The sequence below is a fragment of the Streptomyces sp. 35G-GA-8 genome (assembly GCF_023534745.1).
GTDB lineage: Bacteria > Actinomycetota > Actinomycetes > Streptomycetales > Streptomycetaceae > Streptomyces.
Map to the genome: position 1 here is coordinate 290,129 of NZ_JAMHJQ010000002.1, position 25,943 is coordinate 316,071.

The window sequence follows — 25,943 nt, forward strand, 5'->3', positions numbered from 1 at the left end:
CCTACGATGGCCCGCATGACCGATCAGCGCCGCCGGCTCGTTCTCGCCTCCGCCTCCCCCGCCCGTCTCGGACTGCTCAGGCAGGCCGGGCTCGCCCCCGAGGTGATCGTCAGCGGCGTCGACGAGGACGCCCTCTCCGCCCCGACCCCCGCCGAACTGGCGCTCGTTCTCGCCGAGGCCAAGGCCACCGCCGTGGCAGCGCTCCCCGCGGCGGCCGGCGCGCTGGTCGTCGGCTGTGACTCCGTCCTCGAACTCGACGGCGAGGCGTACGGCAAGCCCGCCGACAGCGAGGAGGCCACCGCCCGCTGGAAGTCGATGCGCGGACGCGACGGAATCCTGCGGACCGGTCACTGCGTGATCGATACGACGACCGGCCGCAGCGCCGCCGAGACCGCCTCGACCACCGTCCGCTTCGGCACCCCGACGGACGCCGAGATCGCCGCGTACGTCGCCTCCGGTGAACCCCTCCAGGTCGCGGGCGCCTTCACCCTGGACGGCCGCTCCTCTCCCTTCGTCGACGGGATCGACGGCAACCACGGCAATGTCATCGGCCTGTCGCTGCCGCTGCTGCGCCGGCTGCTCGGCGAGCACGGCGTCACGATCACCGACCTGTGGGCCTGAACCGGCCCGGTACCCACGGCACTTGCGCTCAGGCGGGCGCCGGCCCCTCGGCCGGGCTCACCCGCTCGGGCTCGTACGCCACCAGCACCAGCACGATCAGCCCCAGCACGACCATCAGGAACGCGAAGGCACTCCACCCCACCAGGCCCACCGTCACCGCACCGAGCAACCCGTGCACCACCGCGCAGACGATGAGCGCGATCCTGCCGAAGCGGCCCGGAGCCCGGTCCTTGAGGGCCGTACGCGCCAGAATCACCGCCACAAGCACGAGATAGGCGCCGAAGACCCCGCCCGTCACCCACGTACCGAGAGACATGGCGGACGGATCGAGTCCGGCCAGGGACATTCGCTGATTGTCGACAACCGTCGCCAGCACACCGTTGACGAACACGATGCCGACCGCCTCAAGCAGCAGCACGATCGCGGCCACCCAGGCCACCGGTCTGCGCGCCACGACGCCACCCTCTTCCTCTGTTACCGGTAGTACGTACGACATCGCGCACGCTACTAACCGGTAAACCGCCGGACAAGGGCCCGAGCGAGGTCAGAGAATCATTCGGCCATTCGTAGGGACTCCACAAAGATTCGCGATCCGCCGAGGGGTACTCGGACAGAGAGCTGGACCACATCCGAGCGCTACTGTGCGACGGGGAAACCCGGCGTACCGTGGTGCCACAAGGGATTTCGCCCCCTGACTCGGCCTCGGACCACGCTCTGTGTGGGCGAGGTCACCATTGGGGACGGATCCTTGGGGCGTGTCGGCAGTCCCTAAACTCAGCTTGTTTTCAAGGAGGGAGCCATCGTGCGCAAGGTGCTCATCGCCAACCGTGGCGAAATCGCTGTCCGCGTTGCCCGTGCCTGCCGGGATGCCGGGATCCAGAGCGTAGCCGTCTACGCGGACCCGGACCGGGACGCCCTGCACGTCCGCGCGGCCGACGAGGCGTTCGCCCTGGGCGGTGACACCCCGGCAGCCAGCTATCTGGACATGGCCAAGGTGCTCCAGGCGGCCAAGGACTCCGGCGCGGACGCGATCCACCCCGGCTACGGATTCCTGTCCGAGAACGCCGAATTCGCCCAGGCCGTACTGGACGCCGGGCTGACCTGGATCGGCCCGCCCCCGCAGGCCATCCGCGACCTCGGCGACAAGGTCGCCGCCCGCCATATCGCCCAGCGCGCCGGCGCCCCCCTGGTCGCCGGCACCCCCGACCCGGTCTCCGGCGCGGACGAGGTCGTCGCGTTCGCCGCGGAGCACGGCCTGCCGATCGCCATCAAGGCCGCCTTCGGCGGCGGCGGACGCGGCCTGAAGGTCGCCCGTACGCTCGAAGAGATCCCGGAGCTGTACGACTCGGCCGTCCGCGAGGCCGTCGCCGCGTTCGGCCGCGGCGAGTGCTTCGTCGAGCGCTACCTCGACAAGCCCCGCCACGTCGAGACCCAGTGCCTGGCCGACTCCCACGGCAATGTCGTCGTCGTCTCCACCCGCGACTGCTCCCTCCAGCGCCGCCACCAGAAGCTCGTCGAGGAAGCCCCCGCACCCTTCCTCTCCGACGCCCAGAACGCCGAGCTGTACGCGGCGTCCAAGGCGATCCTCAAGGAGGCCGGCTACGTCGGCGCCGGCACCGTCGAATTCCTCGTCGGCACCGACGGCACGATCTCCTTCCTGGAGGTCAACACCCGCCTCCAGGTCGAGCACCCGGTCACCGAAGAGGTCACCGGCATCGACCTGGTCCGCGAGATGTTCCGCATCGCCGACGGCGAAGCCCTCGGCTATGACGACCCGGCCGTGCGCGGACACTCCTTCGAGTTCCGTATCAACGGCGAGGACCCGGGCCGCGGCTTCCTGCCCGCCCCCGGCACCGTCACCACCTTCGCCCCGCCCGCCGGCCCCGGCGTCCGTCTCGACGCGGGCGTGGAGTCCGGCTCCGTCATCGGCCCGGCCTGGGACTCCCTGCTCGCCAAGCTGATCATCACCGGCGCCACCCGCGAACAGGCCCTCCAGCGCGCCTCCCGCGCCCTGAACGAGTTCACGGTCGAGGGCATGGCCACGGCGATCCCCTTCCACCGCAAGGTCGTCACCGACCCCGCCTTCACCTCCGACCCCTTCACCGTCCACACCCGCTGGATGGAGACGGAGTTCACCAACGACATCCCGCCCTTCGCGGCCCCCGCCGACGCCGAGACCGAGGACGAGCCCGGCCGCGAGACCGTCGTCGTCGAGGTCGGCGGCAAGCGCCTCGAAGTCTCCCTGCCCTCCAGCCTGGGCATGACCCTGGCCCGCACCGGCCTCGCCGCCGGCGCCAAGCCCAAGCGCCGCGCCGCCAAGAAGTCCGCCTCCGCGGCCTCCGGCGACACCCTGGCCTCCCCGATGCAGGGCACCATCGTCAAGGTCGCCGTGGAAGAGGGCCAGGAGGTCAAGGAGGGCGACCTCGTCGTCGTCCTCGAAGCCATGAAGATGGAGCAGCCCCTCAACGCGCACCGCTCCGGCACCATCAAGGGCCTCACCGCCGAGGTCGGCGCGGCCCTCACCTCCGGCGCCACCATCTGCGAAATCAAGGACTGACCAGCACCGAGGCCCCGCCGCAGCACTTCTGGCGGGGCCTTCGCGTGTGCGGTGGCATCCTTGACGCCACGGGCGGAGACAGGGAGGACCCCCAATGGCGAGCGGTACGGCACACGCGCTGCCCCGGCCCATGCGCGCCGACGCGCGCCGCAACTACGAGCGCCTGCTCACGGAGGCCCGCCGCAGTTTCGCGGAACACGGCACGGACGCCTCCCTGGAGGACATCGCGCGCCGCGCGGGCGTCGGCATCGGCACGCTCTACCGCCACTTCCCGAACCGCCACGCGCTGATGAACGCGGTCTTCCAGGAAGCGCTCGGCTCCCTCATCGAGCGCAGCCGCGAGCTGGCCGAGGCGGAGCAGCCGTGCGGCGCGCTGGTCGAATGGCTGGGTACGCTCATCACTCATGCGGGTGAGTACCGCGGACTCTCGCAGGCGCTCATGTCGGCCTCCCACGACAAGAGTTCGGCGCTGTCGCAGTGCAGTGTGCCGATGCGCGAGGCGGGCGGACGCCTCCTGGCGCGGGCGCAGCGGGCCGGCCATGTCCGGGCGGAGGTCTCGATCGACGACCTGATGCAGCTCACGAACGCGATCGCGTTGGCTGCGGAACAGTCCCCGTCGGACCCGCACTTGGCGGACCGCCTCCTGAAACTGACGCTGACGGGCCTGCGGCCCTGAGGTAGCGGGGGCCGGGGCGCGCTCGTCTTGGCCGGGGCCGGTTTCCGGGGTGCGTTTTGGCTGGGGCCGGTGGTGGTGTGCGGGTTGTTGCCGGGGTGCGCTCCGGGCCCGCGCCCGGGACTGCATGCTGTGCTTTCCCGGGGGACACCCCCGGACCCCCGTACGGCGCGCAGCTGCCCAGACGATGGTTCGGGCGTTCGTGCGCCACAAATCACGCTCTACGTCCCGGACACGACCCCTGCGCGCCCCCCTTCACCACCCGTCACCGACGAGGCGTCCGGGGCCCGGCTCTATCCCTGGTTGGAGGAGCTGATCATCCCGGAGCCCGAGGACCACGCGATCCCGCGCTCATAGGCTCGATGACATCGGGAAACGCACCGACAACCGGGGCGCCCAGTACTCGGAGGGGAATCCATGTCCAAGCGCATCATCGTTCCGTCGCTCATTGGTGCCGTCGCTCTCGGCGGTATCGCCATCGGTGGCATCGCCTCGGCCAGCCCGTCCGTCAAGCCGACCGTGGAGAACGGCGCGGCCCGCTATGTCGCCCCGACCGCCGGCGCCGCGGGCTCGCTCACCTTCACCGCGAAGGTGACCGACGACTCGGGAATCCGGAGCCTCAAGGTCCTGGCCTGGCCGAAGAGTTCGGAGCTCAAGCCGACGGCCGAGGAAATGGCGGACGTCGAGAGCGCCGCGTGCAAGAAGGACCTGTGCACCTACACCCTGAAGGTCACCCAGAAGGACGCCGCCGAACTGCCCGAGGGCACCTGGTACATCTCCGCGCTGGCGACGGCCAACGACGGGGACAAGACCTTCGTGCCCGAGGCCGCGGTCTTCAACGTCACGCGCTGACCCGGGCGGGAGCGACCACCGGGGGGAGGGGGTCGGGGTCGTAGGAGGTGCGTGTCCGGACACTAAAGCGTGATTTGTGGCGCGCGAACGCCCGAACCAACGACAGGCCAGAACCGCGCCGTAAATCATGCCGTCCGGACATGTACCTCCGGAGGCCCCGGCCCCCGGCAGCCGAACACGCAACCGCAACCCGCACCCCCGCTGGACGGCGAACCCCTACCGGCGACGCAAGTCCGCCACCCGCGCCCGCTCCCCCGGCTCCTGCGCCGCCAGCGACGCCGTCGCACTCCGCAGCGGGGACCCCGGCCCCCCGCTCCCCGGACCCTGTCCCGGACCCGGCCCCGCCGCATGCGTACGGCGCTGCCCCGGAAGCGGTACGTCCCGACGCGACTGACGCCCCGCCGGATGCACATCACCGCCCGAGCCACCACCCGTCGCCCCGGCACCGGCACCGGCCCCGGCCCCGGACCCCGCACCGGCACCCGCGGCGGAACCGGCAACCGCACCGGATCCGGAACCAGAGCCCGCACCGGCCGACGCCCCGGACACCCCGGAGACCCCGCCCGCAGAACCGCCGGCTCCGCCGGCCACCCCGCCGGCCACCGCGATCTGTACCCCCTGATCCGCCAGCGCCTGAAGCTCCGTCGCCGCGCGATCGTCATGCGCCGGCGGCTCGTCGGTCACCAGCCTGCTGATCAGATCCGTCGGCACCGTCTGGAACATCGTGTCGGTGCCCAGCTTCGTATGGTCGGCCAGCACCACCACCTCCGCCGCGGCCTGCACCAGCGCCCGGTCCACGCTCGCCGAGAGCATGTTGGACGTGGAGAGCCCGCGCTCGGCGGTCAGCCCGCTCCCGGACAGGAACGCGCGGGTGACCCGCAGGCCCTGGAGGGACTGCTCCGCCCCGCTGCCGACCAGCGCGTAGTTGGAGCCGCGTAACGTGCCGCCGGTCATGACGACTTCGACCCGGTTGGCATGCGCGAGGGCCTGCGCGACGAGCAGCGAGTTGGTGACGACGGTCAGGCCGGGGATCCGCGCGAGCCGGCGGGCCAGCTCCTGCGTGGTCGTACCGGCGCCGACGACCACGGCCTCGCCCTCTTCGACGAGACTCGCGGCGAGATCGGCGATGGCCGTCTTCTCGGCCGTTGCGAGATGGGACTTTTGCGGAAAGCCGGATTCTCGCGTGAATCCGCCCGGCAATACCGCACCGCCGTGCCGGCGGTCGAGGAGTCCTTCGGCCTCCAGCGCCCGCACGTCCCGCCGTACGGTCACTTCGGAGGTCTGGACGACGCGGGCGAGCTCACGGAGCGACACGGCCCCGTTGGCGCGCACCATTTCGAGGATCAGTTGGCGACGTTCTGCAGCGAACACGAAACTGACAGTAACCCCAACGACCGTCTGCTTTCAGCAGTTTGCGCCGAATAACAGAAGTTGTACACAGACGAGAGCGCACAGTGGTATAAAGCGATCCCGCAATTCGAACGCACCACCATGGAACGGGCTTACCCAGCCCTACGAGCCGATGAACGCCCCGCCGGAACCCGCCCGGGACGCCCGTCGCGACCGGCGGACCGGGTCAGCTCTCCTCGCCGGTCTTCACGGTGTGCAGCTGCCGCGCCACCTCGGCGATCGAACCCGAAAGGGACGGGTAGACGGTGAAGGCGTTCGCGATCTGTTCCACGGTCAGGTTGTTGTCGACGGCGAGCGCGATGGGGTGGATCAGCTCACTGGCCCGAGGCGACACGACGACCCCGCCGACCACGATCCCGGTGCCGGGACGGGCGAATATTTTGACGAAGCCGTCCCTGATGCCCTGCATCTTGGCGCGCGGGTTGCGCAGCAGCGGCAGTTTGACGACACGGGCGTCGATCCTGCCGGCGTCGACGTCCGCCTGGCTGTAACCGACGGTGGCGATCTCCGGGTCGGTGAAGACGTTCGCCGAGACGGTCTTGAGGTTGAGCGGGGTGACCGCGTCGCCGAGGAAGTGGTACATCGCGATCCGGCCCTGCATGGCCGCGACGGAGGCGAGGGCGAAGATCCCGGTGACATCGCCGGCGGCGTAGACGCCGGGCGCGGAGGTACGGGAGACCCGGTCGGTCTTGATGTGGCCCGAATCCTTGAGCAGGACGCCGGCCTCCTCCAGGCCCATGCCCGCGGTGTTCGGGATGGCGCCGACCGCCATCAGGCAGTGCGTACCGGAGATGACCCGGCCGTCGGAGAGCGCGACCTCGACCCGGTCACCGACCCGCTTGGCGGCCTCGGCACGGGAGCGGGACATCACGTTCATGCCGCGGCGCCGGAAGACGTCCTCCAGCACGCCGGCGGCGTCGGAGTCCTCGCCGGGCAGCACGCGGTCACGGGAGGAGACGAGCGTGACCCGGGAGCCGAGCGCCTGGTAGGCACCGGCGAACTCGGCGCCGGTGACGCCCGAGCCGACCACGATCAGTTCCTCGGGCAGCTCGTCGAGGTCGTACACCTGCGTCCAGTTGAGGATGCGCTCGCCGTCGGGCTGCGCGTCCGGGATCTCGCGGGGGTGGCCGCCGGTGGCGATCAGTACGGCGTCGGCGGTGAGCGACTCCTCGCTGCCGTCGGCCGCGGTCACGATCACCTGGCGCGAGCCGTCCACGGCCTGGCGTCCGTCGAGCCGCCCCCGCCCGCGCATGACGCGCGCGCCGGCCCGGGTGACGGAGGCCGTGATGTCGTGCGACTGGGCGAGCGCGAGCCGCTTCACACGCCGATTGACCTTGCCGAGATCGACCCCGACGACGCGGGCCCTCTGCTCAAGAGGGGGACCCGCGGGGGAGCCGCTGATGGATGCCGTGTCGGCGACGATGATGCCCAGTTCCTCGTACGAGGAGTCGAAGGTGGTCATCACCTCGGCCGTCGCGATGAGGGTCTTCGACGGCACGCAGTCGGTGAGCACCGACGCGCCACCGAGTCCGTCGCAGTCGACGACGGTCACTTCCGCGCCGAGCTGAGCCCCTACCAGAGCCGCCTCGTAGCCGCCGGGGCCGCCACCGATGATCACGATCCGGGTCACGAAAAAGTCCGCCTCGCGTTGTCAACCCGGCCCGTCTGCCACCCCGGCCGGGGTTCCGGGGGAGCCCCGGGGGATGCAGTACGTACTCCATTGTCCCGCACGCTTCAAGTACCGCCCCTCCGGGGTCCCCGCACCCCAAAACAGCAAGCCACGTCTGTACCTCCCGTACCCTCGACCCCATGTCGCTCTACGCCGCGTACGCCGGCAACCTCGACGCGCGGCTGATGACCCGCCGCGCCCCGCACTCCCCGCTGCGTGGCACCGGCTGGCTCAACGGCTGGCGGCTGACCTTCGGCGGCGAGCAGATGGGCTGGGAGGGGGCGCTGGCCACGGTGGTCGAGGCGCCGCGTTCCCAGGTCTTCGTCGCGCTGTACGACATCGCCCCGATGGACGAGGACTCCATGGACCGCTGGGAGGGCGTGGGGCTCGACATCTACCGCCGGATGCGGGTACGCGTGCACACCCTGGACGGCGAGGAGCCGACCTGGATGTATGTCCTGAACGGCTACGAGGGCGGTCTCCCCTCGGCGCGCTATCTGGGCGAGCTGGCCGACGCGGCGGAGTCGGCCGGGGCCCCGCACGACTATGTGATGGAGCTGCGCAAGCGCCCCTGCTGACCCGGGGGACGGGGGACGGGGGACGAATCGCACCGGAACCGACCCACGGGCGGAAAAGCAGCACAACGCCGCTGTTTTCGTTGGAAACGACAGTACAACGATGTCATGCCTGTGCGACTAGCATCTACGCGCGTAGGGCATGACCGGCTACCCTCATCCGCGTGAACGCATCTGTTATCCCGGCCAACGCCGACGGACCCGACCCCCTGGCCGCCGCCGACGCCGCCGCCACCCGCCTGCGCGAGCTGACCGGCGCCGAGACGCATGACGTCGCCCTGGTGATGGGCTCCGGCTGGGCGCCGGCCGTCGACGCGCTCGGCACCCCCGAGGCGGAGTTCCCCGTGACCGAGCTCCCCGGCTTCCCGCCGCCGGCCGTGGCCGGCCACGGCGGCAGAATCCGCTCGTACCGGATCGCCGAGAAGCGCGCGCTGGTCTTCCTGGGCCGTACGCACTACTACGAGGGCCGCGGGGTCGCCGCCGTCGCGCACGGCGTACGTACCGCGGTGGCCGCGGGCTGCAAGACCGTCGTCCTGACCAACGGCTGCGGCGGGCTGCGCGAGGGCATGCGCCCCGGCCAGCCCGTGCTGATCAGCGACCACATCAATCTGACGGCCGTCTCCCCGATCGTCGGCGCGAACTTCGTGGACCTGACGGACCTGTACTCGCCGCGCCTGCGCGCGCTGTGCAAGGAGATCGACCCGGCCCTCGAAGAGGGGGTGTACGTGCAGTTCCCCGGCCCCCACTACGAGACGCCCGCCGAGATCAACATGGTCCGCGTCATGGGCGGCGACCTCGTCGGCATGTCCACCGTCCTGGAGGCCATCGCGGCCCGCGAGGCGGGCGCCGAGGTGCTGGGGATCTCGCTGGTCACGAACCTGGCCGCGGGCATCTCGGGCGCACCCCTCAACCACGAGGAGGTCCTTCAGGCGGGCCGCGACTCGGCGACCCAGATGGGTGCTCTGCTCGCCCAGGTGCTTGAGCGCGTCTAAGCCGCGTCCGAGTCGGGAATGACATCCCGCCGGGGCCACGCCGTCGGCCCCGGCAGCACAGCTACCAGGAGGTGCCCCCCACCGTGCAGCAGGACGCCACGCATCAGGACCTCATCGCGCGGGCCAAGGCCTGGCAGGCCGAGGACCCCGACAGCGACACCCGCGAAGAGCTGGGAAAGATCATCGACGCCGGGGACACCGGCACCCTGGCGGAACGGTTCGCCGGGACGCTCCAGTTCGGCACCGCCGGGCTGCGCGGCGAACTGGGCGCCGGGCCCATGCGGATGAACCGCGCGGTGGTCATCCGCGCCGCGGCCGGGCTCGCCGCGTACCTCAAGGCCGAAGGCCATGGTGACGGCCTGGTCGTCATCGGATACGACGCCCGCTACAAGTCCGCCGACTTCGCCCGGGACACGGCGGCCGTGATGACCGGCGCCGGGCTGCGCGCCGCCGTACTGCCCCGGCCGCTGCCGACGCCCGTCCTCGCCTTCGCCGTACGGCATCTCGGCGCCGTCGCGGGCGTGGAGGTCACCGCCAGCCACAACCCGCCCCAGGACAACGGCTACAAGGTGTATCTCGGCGGCGGCTCCCAGATCGTGCCGCCCGCCGACGGCGAGATCGCGGCCCGGATCGCCGCGGTCGGCCCGCTGGCCGGCGTGGCCCGGCCCGACGGCGGCTGGGAGATCCTGGGTGAGGAGGTCCTGGCGGCGTATCTGGAACGTACGGACGCGGTCCTGACCCCCGGCACCCCCCGCACCGCGCGCGTCGTGCACACGGCGCTGCACGGCGTCGGTACGGAAACCCTCCTGGCGGCCTTCGCGCGGGCCGGATTCCCGGAGCCCGTGCTCGTGGCGGAGCAGGCCGAGCCCGATCCGGCCTTCCCGACCGTCTCGTTCCCGAACCCGGAGGAGCCGGGCGCGATGGATCTGGCCTTCGCCACCGCCCGGCGCGTACGGCCCGACCTGATCATCGCGAACGACCCGGACGCGGACCGCTGCGCCGTCGCCGTCCCCGACGACACGGTCGTCAGCGGCTGGCGGACGCTGACCGGCGACGAGGTCGGCGCGCTGCTCGCGGCCCATCTCGTCCACAAGGGCGCGACGGGCACCTTCGCCGAGTCGATCGTCTCCTCCTCCCTCCTCGGCCGGATCGCCGGGGCGGCCGAGCTGGGGTACGAGGAGACGCTGACCGGCTTCAAGTGGATCGCCCGTGTCAAGGGTCTGCGGTACGGCTACGAGGAGGCGCTCGGCTACTGCGTCGACCCCGACGGCGTCCGCGACAAGGACGGCATCACGGCCGCGCTGCTGGTGGCCGAGCTGGCCTCCGAACTGAAGGCCAAGGACCGCACGCTCACCGATCTCCTGGACGATCTGGCCGTCACCTACGGCCTGCACGCCACGGACCAGCTCTCGGTCCGCGTCCAGGTCTTGTCCCTGATCACCGACGCGATGCGCCAACTGCGCGAGAATCCGCCGACGGAGCTGGCGGGCCTGACCGTCGCCTCCGTCGAGGACCTGACGCAGGGTACGGACGCCCTCCCGCCGACGGACGGCCTGCGCTACCACCTGGAGGGCACGTACCGCGCCCGCGTCATCGTCAGGCCGAGCGGCACCGAGCCCAAGCTCAAGTGCTATCTGGAGGTCGTGATCCCGGTGGAGGACGCGACGGCGCTGACCACCGCGCGCGCGGCCGGTACGGACGTACTGGCGGCGCTGAAGCGGGACTTGGCTGTGGCGGCGGGTATCTGAGCCCCCGCCGCGCCCACGCGCGTACCGCAGTAGGGTGTCGGACTCCGCAGGGATCCGACAGCGACGGTGGGCCGCGAGGTGCGGCGGGGGTACGTGGTGGAAGCGTTGAAGGCGTTGCGTCCCGGAGACCCCGATCGGGTGGGGCCCTACCGCATCGTGGGCCGGCTCGGCTCGGGCGGTATGGGCAGCGTGTTTCTGGGGCGCTCGCGCGGCGGGCGGACGGTGGCCGTCAAGGTCGTACGCCCGGATCTGGCCGAGGACCCGCAGTTCCGCCGCAGGTTCGTCCGGGAGGTCACCGCGATCCGGCGCGTGAACGGCGCCTTCACCGCGGGTGTGGTCGACGCCGATCCTGCGGCCGCCTCACCCTGGCTGGCCACGGTCTATGTACCGGGGATGGCGCTGAGCGACGCCGTCGCCGCGCACGGACCGTGGCCGCCGGGACCGGTCCTGACGCTCGCCTCGGGGCTGGCCGAGGCGCTGGGCGCGATCCACGCGGCGGGGGTGGTCCACCGCGATCTGAAGCCCTCGAACATCCTGCTCGCGCATGACGGCCCGCGCGTGATCGACTTCGGCATCTCGGTCGTCGGCGACGCCAGCGCGCTGACCCAGACCGGGATGATGGTGGGCACCCCGGGCTTCATGTCCCCCGAGCAGCTGACGGGCGATCCGATCAGCCCGGCGAGCGATGTGTTCTCCCTCGGCGCGGTCCTCGCGTACGCCGCCACGGGGGCGGGCCCGTTCGGTACGGGGGCGCCGCACGCACTGCACTACCGGACGGTGCACGAGACGCCCCGCCTCGACCGACTGCCCCCCGAATTGGGCCCCTTGGTGGACCACTGCCTCGCCAAGGAACCCGGCCGACGCCCCACCGTGACCGCTCTCCTGCACCACCTGTCCGGGACCGGCGAGTACGCCGCCCCGGCACCGGCCCGCGGCTGGCTGCCGGAACCGCTCGCCCGGACCGTGGAACTCCACGCCGTCCAGGAGCCGCCGCCAACGCCCCTGACCCGCCGCCGGGCGCTGTTCGGCCTCGCGGGGGTCTCCGCCGCGGCGGGCATCGGTTACGGCGCCTGGCGGCTCACCCGCACCGACGGCAGCGATCCCGACGACGCCTCGTCCGCCCCCCAGCAGAGCCCGACGGTCCCCCGGCGGCCCGGCGCCGAGCGCTGGAGGTCCGCGGTCGCCACCGGCGACGGCCGCGACGACGCCGACGGGGCGCTGGCCGTGGCCAACGGCATGGTCTACTTCCCCGGCCGGAAGGGCCTGTACGCGGTATCGGCCGCCAACGGCACGGAACGATGGACCCACACCACCAGCGCCACGGACGGCACGCTGGTGCCCACCCCCGCCGTGACCGCCGACACCGTCTGCGTCGTCGTCGGCGACATCCTGCGCGCGCTGGACGCGGACACCGGCGAGCGGAGGTGGGCGACCTCCGAACTGAACGTCGCCGACGCCGGCCCGTCGGCGGCCGGCGACACGGTCTCCTTCCTCGGCAGCAGCGGCACCTCGACCGTCCTGTACGCGGTGTCCACGGCGACCGAGAAGATCCAGCTGGAGACCTCCGCCGACCTCGAATACGCCGAATCCGCGCGCATGGCCGACGGCACGGTCTACACCAGCAGCGGAGGCGCCCTGTACGCGTACGACCCGGCCACCGGACAACGGAAATGGCGCCATCTGACCCCGGCGGTCCGGCTCTCGGACGTGGCCGTGTCCGGCGACACCGTGTACGTCACCGTATTCGGCGAGAACGGCACCTCCCTCGCGGCGGTATCCACGAACGGGACGGAGAAATGGCTCGCCACCCCGGAGGACGGCGGCTCGTTCCGGGGCCCCCCGGTCGTGGCCGACGACACGGTCTACGTCTGCGGCGGGACCACCCTGTACGCCCTGCACACGAAAACCGGCGCCCCGAAGTGGCGAACCCCCTTCACCACGGCGCTCCACCCGACCCCGAGCGCCGAGAACGGCACGGTCTGCGTGGCGGCCGACACCACCCTGCACGCGCTGCACGCGGACACGGGCAAGAAGAAATGGACCTACCCGGCCGACGAACCCCTCCGCACGGGCCCACTGCTGTCCGGCCCCGCGGCCTACGTGACCGGCGCGTCGGGCACCCTGTACGCGATAACGGCGTAGGGCCCGCGCCCCGGACGGACTCCTGTCGTCGCCCACAGGAGCGCGGGCGCCGGAGCGATCAGGCTGTCCGGTCGCGCCAGGTGTCGAGAACGGCCTGCACAGCGTCGGAGACCTGGCCTTGCTGGTCCCGGTCGGCCCACAAGTGAGCGTCGTGCTCAGTCAGTGTCACCGTCTGGCCGGCCGAGGTAGCTGTGGCGGTGAAGTTGAACTGGCGCGTGACCCGGCCGCTGCCGGAGCGGTAGTCGAAGTGGCCGAGGTAGGCACCGACAGCGGCGACGGTCAGCCCCGTCTCCTCGGCAACCTCTCGATGCAGGGCCTCGATCAACGTCTCACCGTCGTCGACGCCTCCCGAGGGAAGCTCCCACAACCCCCCGAGGTAGTCGTCGGCGGTGCGCCGCAGCAGCAGGACCTGCCCCTCCGGGTTGGCGATGACGGCGCCGACGACGGTCTTCTCGATGCCCTCATGCTGAGCGGCGCGGGTGAGGTCTTCGACGAGCGCGATGTCGACGGGGGGCGGAGACGGACTCATAGAAGGTCCTTCACGTGGGAAGCGACTTTGGTGATGGCCGCGGTGTAGGCGTCGGCGAGAGGCACGTCGTCCTCGCGATGCCACACAGGCAGCTTGAGGCTGGTGGCGTGCACGTGCTCGGCAACCGGGAAATCCCCGGCGGCCGGGCCCTCGTAGTCAGCGTATCCAGGCAGCAGAGCACTGGGGCGCTGGAAGAGGGGATGGATGCCCAGCGGGCAGGTCGCGCCCGGCAGATCCACCTCGATGGCGCCCTCGGCGTGTACGGCTTCGACGAACCGCCGGATCGGCAACCCGCCGAGCGCTGCCGTCTCGTACCGCAGCGGCAGCGTGTACCAGGACGGCCGGGCGGAGGCGGGCACACGCGGCACGCGGATGCCGGGCACTCCGTCCAGGGCCGCACACATCCGGGCCGCCACGGCCCGCCGCCCGGCCAGGGAGGTGTCCAGGCGAGGGAGTTGCGCGTGGGCAAGAGCGGCGGCGAGCGGATGGATGCGGAGTTTCAGGCCCATGCCGGTGACCGCGAAACGCGCCAGCGGGTGAGTGCCTGGGATCTCGCTGCGACACCGCTTGTTGAACTGGCCGTGCAGCAGCACCCGGTAGTACAACTCGCTGTCGTCGGTCGCCACGAACCCGCCCTCGCCGGCGGACAGCGGCTTCGGGCCGTTGAGGCTGAACGCCGCGGCGGTGCCGAACGAACCGGTGCGTCGGCCGTTCCAGGAGGCGCCGTGAGCGTGGGAGCCGTCTTCGAGCAGCATCAGGCCATGCGCATCGGCGAACGCGACCAAGACATCCATGTTCTCGGGCAGGCCCCACAGATGCACGGCCACCACGGCTTTCGTACGGGCCGTGAGCCGCCGGGCGGCGTCATCGACGTCGAGCTGCCCGTGGTCGTCGACGTCGACGAGGACAGGGTGGGCGCCGAGGTGGAAGAGCGGTGTGGCGGTGGCGTGGAAAGTGAGCGCGGGCACCATCACCTCGTCGCCCGGACCGACCCCTGCGGCCGCGTACATCGAGTGCAGCGCGGCGGTACCCGTGCAGGTGGTCACGGTATGCCGGACGCCGAGGTAGGCGGCGAGCGCGTCTTCCAGGTCGGCGACGATGCCGGAGCGGTCCGGGATCGAGACGGCTGCCTCCAACTGGTGGGCTACGGCCTCACGGTCGGACCCGGCGATGGGCGGCCACGCGAAGTGCGGGCCCGGCAGAGTAATGGCCGGTTCGCCGCCCAACAGGGCGAGAGGGGAGTGATTCATGCCAGGAACTCCTTCGGGTCCACAGGCAGGTTGGTAGCCAGCGAGGCGTAGGCGGCGGCCAGAAAGGCGACGTGCGGCAGGTGTACGGACGGGCCCGACGGGTTGGGGCTGGAGCGATCCAGGACGCGGCAGAAGCGGTCGATCTGCGCTGCGGGCACACAGTGCGCGGCGGATTCCCGTCGCAGCGACTCGATCTCCCGGCCTGCCGGGTCCAAGCGCCGCACCGCGTCGCGCTCGATGACCACAGTGCCGTACGGACCGGTGACGGCCAGGCGCTCGCCGGCCGGCCCGGCTGAGCGGGAGACCAGCAGCGAGCCGTACAGGCCGGACTGGTAGGCAAGGTGGACCAGGGCGGTGTCCTCGGCGTCGTAATCCGCGCCGGGTACAGCGGCGGCCGAGGTATCGGCCAGCACGCGATCGGGCAAGCCGAAGTACCAGATCAGCAGGTCAATGAAGTGGTATCCCATGTCGGCCAGGCATCCGCCGCCCGCGAGCGCGGCCCGGCCGCGCCAGCCCGCGGCCGGGTCGGGGCAGCGGAGGGTGTAGCGGCCCTCGACCAGATACGGGGTGCCGATCCGCTCCAGCTGATCGACGGCCGCAACGTAGAGGGGGTGGAAGCGCCGCTGGACGGTGACCATCAGCTCGATCCCCGTCTTCTCACACAGGGCGGCCAGTTCGGCGGCCTCGTGCGGGTCGGTGGCGAACGGCTTCTCCTTCATCAGGTGCACCCCCGCCTTGGCACATGCCTCGATGACGCCCTGCCCGGCGTGATGCGGCACTGCGGCGATGACGAAGTCCGGCCGCGTCTCCTGTAGCAGGTGGGTCAGGTCGGTGAACCCGGGCACCTGCCACTGCTCAGCCTGCGCGGCCGTACGCTGCGGGTCCACATCGCATACGGCGACGAGTTCGGCGCGTCGGCAGGCGGCCAGAGCGGGAAGGTGGTCTTTCCGGGCTTGGCCGCCGAGTCCCACCACTGCGGCCCTCTTGGTCGTGTTCATCACTCACACCTCTTCGAAGACGACGACGGTGCCCCGCCGTCTGCGGGCCACCTGCGCTTGGAGGAGACCGCGCCCGCGGCCGTCGGCGGCAGGGACGTTGGCGGGGCACGCAAAGCCGTTTGCATCTGATGCAAAGCCCCTTCTCGCCCCGGCGGGCACCGCTACGGTGAGGAGCGGCACGCCTCAGGGCTACGAGCGGGGACTGAATGGATACGGTCGGAGCTCGGGCAGTGTCCGCGACGGGCATCGATCCTGGTGAGCTGGTCCGCCGCACCCGCAAGGATCTGCGTCTGACCCTGGCTCAGCTCGGTGAGCTGACCGGATACTCCGCGGCCCAGGTGTCCCGGTACGAGCGGGGCGTCTCGCCCCTGACGGACATGGTGGTGATGCGGCGCTTCGCCGACGCGCTCAACATCGCGCCCCAGGTGCTCGGCCTCACCCCTCAGCCTCGCCTACGACATGGTCACGCGATCGGGCCAACCACCGCCTACCCCCGTCTTCCGGCCCCTAGGGTTGCCGGTACGACTCGGCAGGACGGGGAGGATCCGGTGCGGCGACGGCAGTTGCTGGCGAACCTGGCGGTCACGGCCGCTGCGGCAACCGGCGCTCCCATGGTGTCCGGTGGCAGCACCCCGGTGAACGACGCCACGATCGGAGGACTGCTCGTCGACCGTCTCCGGGACGCCATGCTCGGTCTGCACACCGGCATGGCCGTCCCGCCCTCAGCAGCTCTGCACACCGATCTGTCCCGTGCCCTGACCGACTTCCACACCTGCCGTTACGGCAGTCTCGCCGTACGCCTGCCCCGGCTCATCTGCGCAGGTCACGCACGTACCGCGAGCGGCGACCGCACGGATCACGCCGCGCTGCTGGCACAGAGCTATCTGCTCGCCACCCGCATGCTGATCAAGCTGGACGAGCAGCAACTCGGCTGGATGGCCGCGGACCGCGCACGCCAGATCGCAGAGGCGGCCGGTGACGCGCTCCTGGTCGCCGAATCCGCGAGGAACCTCGCGGTCCTGGCCCGCAAGGCCGGCTGGCACGACCAGGCGATGTCCATCGCCTTGACCGCCTCCGACCACCCGAGCCTGCGCGGCCCGGGGCCAGAACATGCCGCCGAACGCGGCCTGCTGATCCAGTCAGCCGCCTACACTGCCGCCCGCCGCGGCGACACAGTCGGGATGCGCGAGCTGACCGACGAAGCCGCGGCCATCGCCGCCGAACGTGGCGGCGCCACACTGCTGCGCGACCACGGCGGCGGCTTCAGTCCCACCACTGTCCAGCTCCACCGCGTCTCCGCCGAGAACTGGGCCGGGGATCCCTCAGCGGCACTCGCCGCCGCCCAGGCCGTGGCACCGCAGAGCCTGCCGAGCACCGAGCGCCGGGCCCGCTACTACACCGACATCGCCGCCGCGTTCGGCCGCTGGGGCCGCCGCGACGAATGCATCCGCGCTCTCATGGCCGCCGAACACCACGCGCCCGAGGAAACCCACGCCCGACCCGCGGTCAAATCCCTGGTCTCCGGACTGCTGGTCTCAGGACGCACCACCGCCGAACTCCGCGGACTCGCAGCCCGCGTCGGAGTCCTCACCTGAGTGGAGGTGGCCGATCGGGTTGCCCACGGGGTCTCCTGCGGTCCGCCGACGACGGCGCGCAGCGCGGACTCCAGACACAGCGCATCCACCATAAGTGGATTCCTGCGAGTGAGGACTTCCTGCCGCCTCAGCCTCGCCTCGACGAAGGTCTCACGGCGCGACCGTATCCACTCCGCCCACGAGGCGTGGCTCACCGGCCGTACCGCTTATCTCATCTGGGGCGAACGCGTCATCGCACCGCGCTCCTGACCGTCCGCCCGGTCAGGAGCCGGGTCGCGACGTCACAGCCAGGTCGTCGCGAGCCAGGTCGTCAGGGCCGCCGCGAGCATCAGGGGGATGTTGATGCCGACCTGCCGGTCGGTCCTCAGGTGGACCGCGATCGCGCCCGTCTGGAGAACCACGAGGCCGGCGGCGGCGGCCAGGGCCAGTGCGGGTGCGATGCCGGTCAGCGGTGGCAGGATCAGGCCGATCGTGCCGAGTACTTCGGCCGCGCCGATGCCCCTGACGGCCGGCATCGGTACGCGGTCCACCCAGGCCATCATCGGCCGCAGTCGCTCACGGGTCCGGAACACCTTCATCGCGCCCGCGTAGAGGTAGAAGAGGGCGAGCAGGCCCGCGAGGATCCAATAGGCGATGTTCATGGGTCCTCAGGCGAAGTCTGCGAAGTCGGTGGCGGGCTCGGTGGCGTAGCGGCTCATCACCTGGATGTTGGCCCCCGGGGTCAGCTTCCGGCCGTCGGCGGTCATGTCCTGGAGGTCCCGGAAGTACTGCACGTACAGGTCGGGCGTGAAGATGCTGAGCATGACGGCCGGGTGGTCGGTGACGTTGGCGAAGGTGTGCGGGGCTCCGGGCGGGACCATGACGAGCGTGCCCGCGCTCGCGTCGTGGACCCGGTCCCCCACCGTGAACCGCAGCGTGCCGGAGATGATGTAGAAGCCCTCGTCGTGCTGGGCGTGGCGGTGCTGGGGCGGTCCTGGGGTGCCCGGGGCGAGGACGAACTCGGCCAGGCCCAGGCGGTGCCCGGTGGTGGTGCCGTCTTCGAGGATGCGCCCGCGCGTGGTGCCCAGGGTGATCGTCTCGCCGTCGTCCGGGCCCACCACCGATACGGCGGGGTCGGAGGCCCGTTCGCTCTTGGGCGCTTCGTTCGTCGTCGGTTCGTTGATCGTCGGTTCGTCAGCCATGCTCCGATTCCACTCCCGGGCCCGGCGGCTGTCCAAGACCCGTTCGGCGACCCCGATACCGGATCGGTATCGTCGCAGTATGGAGCTACGTACGCTGCGCTATTTCGTGGCGGTGGCCGAGGAGCTGCACTTCGGCCGCGCCGCCGTCCGGCTGCATATGAGCCAGCCGCCGCTGAGCCGGGCCATCAAGCGGCTGGAGAGCGAGATCGGCGCCCCGCTGCTCCACCGTTCCCCGGCCGGCGTCACGCTCACCGCCGTGGGGTCGGCGCTGCTGGTGGAGGCGCGTTCCCTGCTCGATCATGCCGACCGGCTCCGCGTGCGGGTGGCGGTCGCGGCCGGCTCGGCGACTCTCACCGTCGGCCTGCTGGGTGACGGCACCGACCCGGGCGCGCGGCGGTTGGCCGCCGCGTACCGCCGGCGTCACCCGGATGTCGAGGTCCGCGTCCGTGAGACCGATCTGACCGATCCGACCTGCGGCCTGCGCGCCGGACTGGTCGATGTCGCCCTGACCCGCGCCCCGTTCGACGACACCGGCCTGACGGTGCACGAGCTGCGCACCGACCCCGTCGGCGCGGTGCTGCGCGCGGACGACCCACTGGCCGGCCGGGACCGCGTGAGCCTCACCGACCTGGCCGGGCGGCGCTGGTTCCGGTTCCCCGACGGCACGGACCCGCTGTGGCAGTCGTACTGGAGCGGCGGCGAGTCCCGCGAGGGCCCGGTGGTACGCGCGGTCCAGGAGTGCGTGCAGGCCGTGCTCTGGAACGGCACGGTCGGGATGACCCCGCTCGGGCACGATCTGTCCCCGGAGTTGGCCGTGGTTCCCCTGACCGACATGGCACCGAGCCGCGTGGTGGCGGTGTGGAACGAGGGCGACGCGAACCCGCTGGTCCGGTCCTTCGTCCGGATCGCGACAACCGCCTACCGTGAGCGAACCTAGACACTCGCACTGGCTACTGATACCCACCGCGACCACCCGGTTCAGCCGCATGGTGGTGTCACCGCCACCCCCCAACTCACCGCCTGGAGCCAGTGATCGAGGCTCCGGCCCGCACCAGAGTGGTGCCATGCCCACTCGACGCGAAGCACTCGCCGCCTCGGCCGCCCTGACCGGCGGCGCTCTCCTCTCCACCGCCCCGCCCGCCACGGCCGTCCCGCGCGTGGCCCCGGGCCGCGCGACGGCCGTATCCGGTCAGCGCCCCGGCGGCGCCATCGCCCTCACCCACGCCACCGTCCTCGGCGCGGGCCCCGACCACACCGTCCTCATCCGCGACGGCCGTATCACCCGTACCGGCCGCTCGGCCGAGGTCCCGATCCCGCGCGGGACGACGACGTACGACCTGACCGGCAAGTACATCGTCCCGGGCGGCCTCGTCGAGGCCCATGTCCACAACGACGGGCCCGAGAGCGTGCTACCGCCCCTCTTCCCGCTCAACGGTGTGACCACGGTCCGCGAGATGTGGGGCGGCCCCGTCCACCACGCATGGCGCGACAAGGTCCGCGCGGGCACGCTCCTCGGCCCCCGCTGGGTGATCGCCAGCTCGGTCCTCGACGGAGGCCCCTCGATATGGGCCAACGACACCGGTCAGCGCGTCGTCGAGGTCACCGACGCCACATCCGCACGTCGCGCGGTGCGCGAGGCGAAGGCGAGCGGTGCCGACTTCGTCAAGGTGTACTCACGGCTCACACCCGAGGCGTACGAGGCGATCGCCGACGAGTCCGCCCGCCAGGGCCTGCGCCACGCGGGCCACTGCCCCGACACTCTGCCCATCGCCCGCGCGAGCGACGCCGGGCAGCAGTCCATCGAGCACCTGCACGCCCTGCTTCTCGCCACCTCCGCCCGGGAGCCGGAGATCAGGCGGGCCATGGCGAAGGTCCGTATCGACCCCGCCCTCGGCTCCAGCTTCGAGCGCTACGCGAGCTGGTTCCGGCAGGTGCACGCGGTGGAGTGGCAGGCGATGCGGACGTACGACATCGGCCGCACCCGCGCCCTCTTCGACCGGCTCGCCGCCAACGGCACCCGCGTCGTACCGACCCTCACCGTCCACCATTCCCTGGAGCGCACCGACGAACTCCCCACTGAATCACCGGAGTTCACCTACCTACCCTCCTGGATGACCGCATACTGGCCCACCATCTGGGCCGGCCTGACCACCGGCCGCACCGCGCGGGACACCGCCCGCATCCACCGGATCTACGAGCACCGGCTGCGCCTCGTCGCCGAACTGCACCGGGCCGGCGTGCAGTTGCTCGCGGGCACCGACACCGGCACCGGCTACGCGGTCCCCGGCTTCTCCCTCCACCACGAGCTGGAGCTGCTGTCCGAGGCCGGACTGCCCACCCGGGACGTCCTGCGCGCCGCGACCACCGCGCCCGCCCGGATGCTCGGCCTGCCCGCCGACCGCGCCGACCTGCTGGTCCTGGACGCGGACCCGCGCACCGACATCCGCCATACGCGACGGATCGACTCCGTCCTGGTCGCGGGCCGCTATCTGGACCGCGCGGAACGCCTGCGCCTGCTGGCCGACGTGGCCCAGGCCGCCGCCGCGAGCGAACCCCCGGCGACGGGCGCCGCGACCCCCCACGTCTGCGCCCACTGACCACGGCCCGCCGCGGGACCACCGGCGGGAGGGGGCCGGGGTCGGAGGAGGTGCGTGTCCGGACACTAAAGCGTGATTTGTGGCGCGCGAACGCCCGCATCCCAACTGTGGCCCGGTCCGCGCCGTAAATCATGCCGTCCGGACATGTACCTCCGGAGGCCCCGGCCCCCGGCACCACAACGCACGCACCCGCACCCCGCAGCACGCAGCACGCCGGGGGACGCACCGCCGCACAAGCGCACCACTGAATCAGTCCACAAGGATCCGCTAGATCAGCAGCAGAACGATCAGCACGATCAGGCCCGCGACCGCCGGGCCCATCACCTCGTACGCCCACCGCACCGTCGGCTCCCCCTGCGCCGACGGCCGCGACGCCGACCTTTCCGCCAGCTCTCGCAGCTCGGCGACCGTACGGTCCGCCTGGGCCATGGCGAGCTGGTCGGCAGCGCTCGCGTGTACGGCGGATGCGGATGCGGAGGCAGACGCAGAGGCAGAGGCGGAGCGGCGGCCGGGAAGGCCCGCGCCCGACCGCGCCTGGCGGCGGTCCGCGCGCTTGCGCTGGCGCAGCGAGACCGGGACCGCCCACAGCTGGTACTTCGTGCCGTCCTCCGTCAGCGCCTCACAGGAGAACCTGGCCCGTACGGTCGAGACCGAGGACCACGGCAGCGTGATCGTCCGGAAGGGGTTCCTGATCCGCAGCCGGTCGGCGTTCGCGTAGACCGCCGGGCGCAGGGTGAACGCGATCACGAGCGGTACGACGAACAGCAGGGAGGCGAGCGCCAGCCAGGGCGTGCGGCCCGCCCCCCGGAAGAGCGCGTCGCCGCCGAGCCAGAGGGTGATCACGAGCAGCAGGCCGCCGCCGACGATCCCGCCGGCCGACCGGAAGACGCGGTCGGCGTAGGTCGGCTCGGTGGGCTGCTCGGGGGTCGTCATACGTCCGATTCTGCCGTATGGCCCGAACATGCCTCCACACCCCCGGCAGGGACCCCCTCTCCTCTCCGCCCCCGACCCCGCCCCCGACCCCGCCCCCGACCCCGCCCCTGGCCCCACCCCGGCCCCGCCCCCGACCTCGCCACTAGCCCCACCCCCGGCCCCACCCCCAGCCCTGCCCCGGGTCACATCTCGGGAACGGCTCCCCCGCGTACCCCTCACCCCCTGTACAGGCTGCTACGCGCGTAGATATGCTCATCTGGTGACCATGCCCACCATCACCCCCGCATTCGCTGACGTGACCGCGTCCGACAGCTCACTGCGCCGATTCCTCCACGGGCTCCCCGGCGTCGACGCCGTCGGCCTGGAGGCACGCGCGGCGTCGCTCGGTACGCGCTCGATCAAGACCACGGCCAAGGCGTACGCCATCGATCTGGCCATCTCCATGATCGACCTGACCACGCTTGAGGGCGCGGACACCCCGGGCAAGGTCCGGGCGCTCGCCGCCAAGGCCCTCCGGCCCGACCCGACCGACCGTACGACGCCCGCCACCGCCGCCGTCTGCGTCTATCCGGACATGGCGGAGACGGCGGTCGCCGCGCTGGCCGGTTCGGACGTCAAGGTCGCCTCCGTCGCCACCGCCTTCCCGGCCGGCCGCGCCTCGCTGGCCGTCAAGCTCGCGGACACCCGCGACGCCGTGGCCGCGGGCGCCGACGAGATCGACATGGTCATCGATCGCGGCGCGTTCCTCGCGGGTCACTACCTCAAGGTGTACGAGGAGATCCGCGCCGTGAAGGAGGCCGCGGGGGCGGCCCGGCTCAAGGTGATCTTCGAGACCGGTGAGCTGTCCACGTACGACAACATCCGCCGCGCCTCCTGGCTCGGCATGATCGGCGGCGCGGACTTCATCAAGACGTCGACGGGCAAGGTCGGCGTCAACGCCACCCCCGCCAACACCCTGCTTCTCCTGGAGGCCGTACGCGACTTCCGCGCGCAGACCGGGGTGCAGATCGGCGTGAAGCCGGCCGGGGGCATCCGTACCAGCAAGGACGCGGTCAAGTTCCTGGTGCTGGTGAATGAGACCGCGGGCGCGGACTGGCTGGACAACCACTGGTTCCGGTTCGGCGCCTCAAGCCTGCTGAACGATCTGCTGATGCAGCGTCAGAAGCTCAGCACAGGCCGCTACTCCGGCCCCGACTACGTGACGGTGGACTGATCACCATGACATCCGTATCCGCGTCCACATCGGCGTTCGAGTACGCTCCGGCGCCCGAGTCCCGCGCGATCGTCGACATCGCGCCCTCCTACGGGCTCTTCATCGACGGCGAGTTCACCGAGGCGTCCGACGGCAAGGTCTTCAAGACCGTCAGTCCGTCCACCGAGGAAGTCCTCTCCGAGGTCGCGCAGGCCGGCGCCGAGGACATCGACCGTGCGGTCAAGGCCGCCCGCAAGGCGTTCGAGAAGTGGTCCGCGCTGCCCGGCGCCGAGCGGGCCAAGTATCTGTTCCGTATCGCGCGGATCATCCAGGAGCGTTCGCGCGAGCTGGCCGTCCTGGAGACGCTCGACAACGGCAAGCCGATCAGGGAGACCCGCGACGCGGACCTCCCGCTGGTCGCCGCGCACTTCTTCTACTACGCGGGCTGGGCCGACAAGCTCGACCACGCGGGCTATGGTGCGAACCCGCGCCCGCTCGGTGTGGCCGGCCAGGTCATCCCCTGGAACTTCCCGCTGCTGATGCTCGCGTGGAAGATCGCCCCGGCGCTGGCGACCGGCAATACGGTCGTCCTGAAGCCCGCCGAGACGACCCCGCTCTCCGCGCTCTTCTTCGCGGACATCTGCCGTCAGGCGGGGCTGCCCAAGGGCGTCGTCAACATCGTGACCGGTGACGGGAGCACGGGCGCCGCGCTCGTCTCGCACCCGGGCGTCGACAAGGTCGCCTTCACCGGCTCGACCGCCGTCGGCAAGGCCATCGCGCGCGAGATCGCCGGTACGGGAAAGAAGGCCACGCTCGAACTGGGCGGCAAGGGCGCCAATATCGTCTTCGACGACGCCCCCATCGACCAGGCCGTCGAGGGCATCGTCACCGGCATCTTCTTCAACCAGGGCCAGGTCTGCTGCGCGGGCTCGCGACTGCTCGTACAGGAGTCCGTCCAGGACGAGCTGCTGGACTCGCTCAAGCGCCGGCTGGCCACGCTGCGTGTCGGCGATCCGCTGGACAAGAACACCGATCTCGGCGCGATCAACTCCGCCGAGCAGCTGGCCCGTATCACGGCGCTGGCCGACGCGGGCGAGGCGGAGGGCGCCGAGCGCTGGTCGCCCGCGTGCGAACTGCCCTCCTCCGGCTACTGGTTCGCCCCGACGCTCTTCACGAACGTCACCCAGGCGCACACCATCGCCCGCGACGAGATCTTCGGCCCGGTGCTGTCCGTGCTGACGTTCCGTACGCCCGAGGAGGCCGTGGCCAAGGCCAACAACACCCAGTACGGGCTGTCGGCCGGCATCTGGACCGAGAAGGGCTCCCGCATCCTCGCGGTCGCGGGCAAGCTCCGGGCGGGTGTCGTCTGGGCCAATACGTTCAACAAGTTCGACCCGACCTCGCCGTTCGGCGGCTACAAGGAGTCGGGGTACGGCCGCGAGGGCGGTCGCCACGGCCTGGAGGCGTATCTCGATGTCTGAAGCGAACCGTCTGAGCGTCCTCAAGACCTACAAGCTGTACGTCGGGGGCAAGTTCCCCCGCAGCGAGAGCGGCCGGGTGTACGAAGTGACGACAGCGACCTCAGGGGCTGACGGGGCGGGGGCCGACAGGGCGGCCGGGCAGGGCACCTGGCTGGCCAACGCCCCGCTGTCCTCCCGCAAGGACGCCCGTGACGCGGTCGTCGCGGCGCGCAAGGCGTTCGGCGGCTGGTCGGGCGCGACGGCGTACAACCGGGGCCAGGTCCTCTACCGCGTCGCCGAGATGCTGGAGGGCCGCAGGGGCCAGTTCGTACGGGAGGTCGCCGACGCCGAGGGCCTGTCGAAGTCGAAGGCGGCCGTGGCCGTCGACGCGGCGATCGACCGGTGGGTCTGGTACGCGGGCTGGACCGACAAGATCGCCCAAGTGGTGGGCGGCGCGAACCCGGTGGCGGGGCCGTTCTTCAACCTCTCCACCCCCGAGCCGGCCGGGGTCGTGACCGTACTGGCGCCGCAGGAGTCGTCGTTCCTGGGCCTGGTCTCGGTCATCGCGCCGGTGATCGCCACGGGCAACACCGCGGTCGTCGTCGCGAGCGAGAGGTCCCCGCTCCCGGCGCTCTCCCTCGGCGAGGTGCTGGCCACCTCCGACCTCCCGGGCGGCGTGGTCAACATCCTCTCCGGAAGGACCGCCGAGATCGCGGCCCCGCTCGCCGCGCACCAGGACGTCAACGGGATCGACCTGACCGGCGCGGACGATGTTCTCGCCAAGGATCTGGAGATCGCGGCGGCGGACAACCTGAAGCGGGTACTGCGCCCGGAGCGCGAGGGACGCGCGGACTGGACGAAGGACCCCGGCACCCACCGGCTGACGGCCTTCCTGGAGACGAAGACGGTCTGGCACCCCACGGGCAGCCTGGGCGCGTCGGGCTCGGCGTACTGAGTCCGTCACACCGA

At 71.5% G+C, this 25,943-nt stretch carries 24 protein-coding genes; 15 read left to right on the top strand and 9 right to left on the bottom strand.

Annotated features, from left to right (window positions below; genetic code table 11):
* Positions 1-6 precede the first annotated feature (6 nt).
* Positions 7-621, top strand: coding sequence for a nucleoside triphosphate pyrophosphatase (locus M1203_RS04420; RefSeq protein WP_249948159.1), 615 nt, complete (start codon positions 7-9; stop codon positions 619-621).
* Positions 622-649: 28 nt separating this feature from the next.
* On the opposite strand, the gene M1203_RS04425 is transcribed toward M1203_RS04420, so the two are convergent.
* Positions 650-1,117: a hypothetical protein gene (locus M1203_RS04425; protein ID WP_249948160.1), complete on the bottom strand. Its 468-nt coding sequence runs from the start codon at positions 1,115-1,117 to the stop codon at positions 650-652.
* 306 nt (positions 1,118-1,423) lie between these two features.
* Between M1203_RS04425 and M1203_RS04430 the strand changes: the two genes are divergently transcribed.
* The 3 genes from M1203_RS04430 (at position 1,424) to M1203_RS04440 (ending at position 4,703) form a co-directional block, all read left to right on the top strand.
* A complete protein-coding gene (locus M1203_RS04430) occupies positions 1,424-3,178 on the top strand; it encodes a biotin carboxylase N-terminal domain-containing protein (RefSeq protein ID WP_249948161.1) in 1,755 nt (584 codons plus the stop codon).
* A gap of 94 nt (positions 3,179-3,272) precedes the next feature.
* On the top strand, positions 3,273-3,854 hold the full coding sequence (locus tag M1203_RS04435; RefSeq protein ID WP_249948162.1) for a TetR/AcrR family transcriptional regulator: 582 nt from the start codon (positions 3,273-3,275) through the stop codon (positions 3,852-3,854).
* Positions 3,855-4,268: 414 nt separating this feature from the next.
* Positions 4,269-4,703, top strand: coding sequence for a DUF5707 domain-containing protein (locus M1203_RS04440; protein ID WP_249948163.1), 435 nt, complete (start codon positions 4,269-4,271; stop codon positions 4,701-4,703).
* A 216-nt stretch (positions 4,704-4,919) separates the two neighbouring features.
* On the opposite strand, the gene M1203_RS04445 is transcribed toward M1203_RS04440, so the two are convergent.
* Both M1203_RS04445 and M1203_RS04450 read right to left on the bottom strand, forming a co-directional pair.
* Positions 4,920-6,038, bottom strand: a complete 1,119-nt coding sequence (locus M1203_RS04445; protein ID WP_249948513.1) for a DeoR/GlpR family DNA-binding transcription regulator — start codon at positions 6,036-6,038, stop codon at positions 4,920-4,922.
* A gap of 241 nt (positions 6,039-6,279) precedes the next feature.
* Positions 6,280-7,743 carry an NAD(P)H-quinone dehydrogenase gene (locus tag M1203_RS04450; RefSeq protein ID WP_249948164.1) on the bottom strand — a complete coding sequence of 488 codons (1,464 nt, stop codon included), beginning with the start codon at positions 7,741-7,743 and terminating at the stop codon, positions 6,280-6,282.
* A 179-nt stretch (positions 7,744-7,922) separates the two neighbouring features.
* On the opposite strand from M1203_RS04450, the gene M1203_RS04455 reads away from it, so the two are divergent.
* The 4 genes from M1203_RS04455 to M1203_RS04470 all read left to right on the top strand — a co-directional run bounded on the left by M1203_RS04455 (position 7,923) and on the right by M1203_RS04470 (position 13,239).
* Positions 7,923-8,360: a gamma-glutamylcyclotransferase gene (locus tag M1203_RS04455; protein WP_030355792.1), complete on the top strand. Its 438-nt coding sequence runs from the start codon at positions 7,923-7,925 to the stop codon at positions 8,358-8,360.
* Between the two features lie 161 nt (positions 8,361-8,521).
* A complete protein-coding gene (locus tag M1203_RS04460; protein ID WP_249948165.1) occupies positions 8,522-9,349 on the top strand; it encodes a purine-nucleoside phosphorylase in 828 nt (275 codons plus the stop codon).
* A gap of 83 nt (positions 9,350-9,432) precedes the next feature.
* A complete protein-coding gene (locus M1203_RS04465; protein ID WP_249948166.1) occupies positions 9,433-11,097 on the top strand; it encodes a phospho-sugar mutase in 1,665 nt (554 codons plus the stop codon).
* Positions 11,098-11,190: 93 nt separating this feature from the next.
* Positions 11,191-13,239, top strand: coding sequence for a serine/threonine-protein kinase (locus tag M1203_RS04470; RefSeq protein WP_249948167.1), 2,049 nt, complete (start codon positions 11,191-11,193; stop codon positions 13,237-13,239).
* Positions 13,240-13,297: 58 nt separating this feature from the next.
* Here M1203_RS04470 and M1203_RS04475 read toward each other — a convergent pair whose 3' ends face one another.
* The 3 genes from M1203_RS04475 to M1203_RS04485 are packed head-to-tail and all read right to left on the bottom strand — an operon-like array spanning position 13,298 to position 16,016.
* On the bottom strand, positions 13,298-13,768 hold the full coding sequence (locus tag M1203_RS04475) for an NUDIX hydrolase (RefSeq protein ID WP_249948168.1): 471 nt from the start codon (positions 13,766-13,768) through the stop codon (positions 13,298-13,300).
* Complete coding sequence (locus M1203_RS04480) at positions 13,765-15,018, bottom strand: DegT/DnrJ/EryC1/StrS aminotransferase family protein (protein ID WP_249948169.1); 1,254 nt, start codon at positions 15,016-15,018, stop codon at positions 13,765-13,767. Before M1203_RS04480 ends, M1203_RS04475 begins: the two co-directional genes overlap by 4 nt.
* On the bottom strand, positions 15,015-16,016 hold the full coding sequence (locus tag M1203_RS04485; protein ID WP_249948170.1) for a Gfo/Idh/MocA family protein: 1,002 nt from the start codon (positions 16,014-16,016) through the stop codon (positions 15,015-15,017). Before M1203_RS04485 ends, M1203_RS04480 begins: the two co-directional genes overlap by 4 nt.
* Before the next feature lie 230 nt (positions 16,017-16,246).
* Here M1203_RS04485 and M1203_RS04490 point away from each other — a divergent pair, with 230 nt between their 5' ends.
* Together M1203_RS04490 and M1203_RS04495 are read left to right on the top strand one after the other, a co-directional pair.
* Positions 16,247-17,611 carry a helix-turn-helix transcriptional regulator gene (locus tag M1203_RS04490; RefSeq protein WP_249948171.1) on the top strand — a complete coding sequence of 455 codons (1,365 nt, stop codon included), beginning with the start codon at positions 16,247-16,249 and terminating at the stop codon, positions 17,609-17,611.
* Between the two features lie 108 nt (positions 17,612-17,719).
* Entirely contained in the window at positions 17,720-17,860 is a 141-nt protein-coding gene (locus M1203_RS04495; RefSeq protein WP_249948172.1) for a hypothetical protein, read from the top strand.
* A 32-nt stretch (positions 17,861-17,892) separates the two neighbouring features.
* On the opposite strand, the gene M1203_RS04500 is transcribed toward M1203_RS04495, so the two are convergent.
* Together M1203_RS04500 and M1203_RS04505 are read right to left on the bottom strand one after the other, a co-directional pair.
* Positions 17,893-18,252 carry a DoxX family protein gene (locus M1203_RS04500; protein WP_249948173.1) on the bottom strand — a complete coding sequence of 120 codons (360 nt, stop codon included), beginning with the start codon at positions 18,250-18,252 and terminating at the stop codon, positions 17,893-17,895.
* A gap of 6 nt (positions 18,253-18,258) precedes the next feature.
* The gene (locus M1203_RS04505) at positions 18,259-18,792 is read right to left on the bottom strand and encodes a cupin domain-containing protein (protein WP_249948174.1); all 534 of its coding nucleotides are present in this window, start codon (positions 18,790-18,792) and stop codon (positions 18,259-18,261) included.
* Between the two features lie 79 nt (positions 18,793-18,871).
* Here M1203_RS04505 and M1203_RS04510 point away from each other — a divergent pair, with 79 nt between their 5' ends.
* Both M1203_RS04510 and M1203_RS04515 read left to right on the top strand, forming a co-directional pair.
* Entirely contained in the window at positions 18,872-19,729 is an 858-nt protein-coding gene (locus tag M1203_RS04510) for a LysR family transcriptional regulator (RefSeq protein ID WP_249948175.1), read from the top strand.
* A 127-nt stretch (positions 19,730-19,856) separates the two neighbouring features.
* Positions 19,857-21,389 (top strand): hypothetical protein, encoded by a 1,533-nt coding sequence (locus M1203_RS04515; protein ID WP_249948176.1) that lies wholly within the window; start codon positions 19,857-19,859, stop codon positions 21,387-21,389.
* A 267-nt stretch (positions 21,390-21,656) separates the two neighbouring features.
* On the opposite strand, the gene M1203_RS04520 is transcribed toward M1203_RS04515, so the two are convergent.
* Positions 21,657-22,322, bottom strand: a complete 666-nt coding sequence (locus tag M1203_RS04520; RefSeq protein WP_249948177.1) for a PH domain-containing protein — start codon at positions 22,320-22,322, stop codon at positions 21,657-21,659.
* Positions 22,323-22,587: 265 nt separating this feature from the next.
* On the opposite strand from M1203_RS04520, the gene deoC reads away from it, so the two are divergent.
* From deoC to M1203_RS04535, 3 genes are read left to right on the top strand one after another with little or no spacing between them, the layout of a single operon-like run.
* Positions 22,588-23,535: a deoxyribose-phosphate aldolase gene (gene deoC / locus M1203_RS04525; protein WP_249948514.1), complete on the top strand. Its 948-nt coding sequence runs from the start codon at positions 22,588-22,590 to the stop codon at positions 23,533-23,535.
* 5 nt (positions 23,536-23,540) lie between these two features.
* Complete coding sequence (locus M1203_RS04530; RefSeq protein WP_249948178.1) at positions 23,541-24,995, top strand: aldehyde dehydrogenase family protein; 1,455 nt, start codon at positions 23,541-23,543, stop codon at positions 24,993-24,995.
* Positions 24,988-25,929 (top strand): aldehyde dehydrogenase family protein, encoded by a 942-nt coding sequence (locus tag M1203_RS04535; RefSeq protein WP_249948179.1) that lies wholly within the window; start codon positions 24,988-24,990, stop codon positions 25,927-25,929. Before M1203_RS04530 ends, M1203_RS04535 begins: the two co-directional genes overlap by 8 nt.
* The last annotated feature ends 14 nt before the right edge of the window (positions 25,930-25,943 follow it).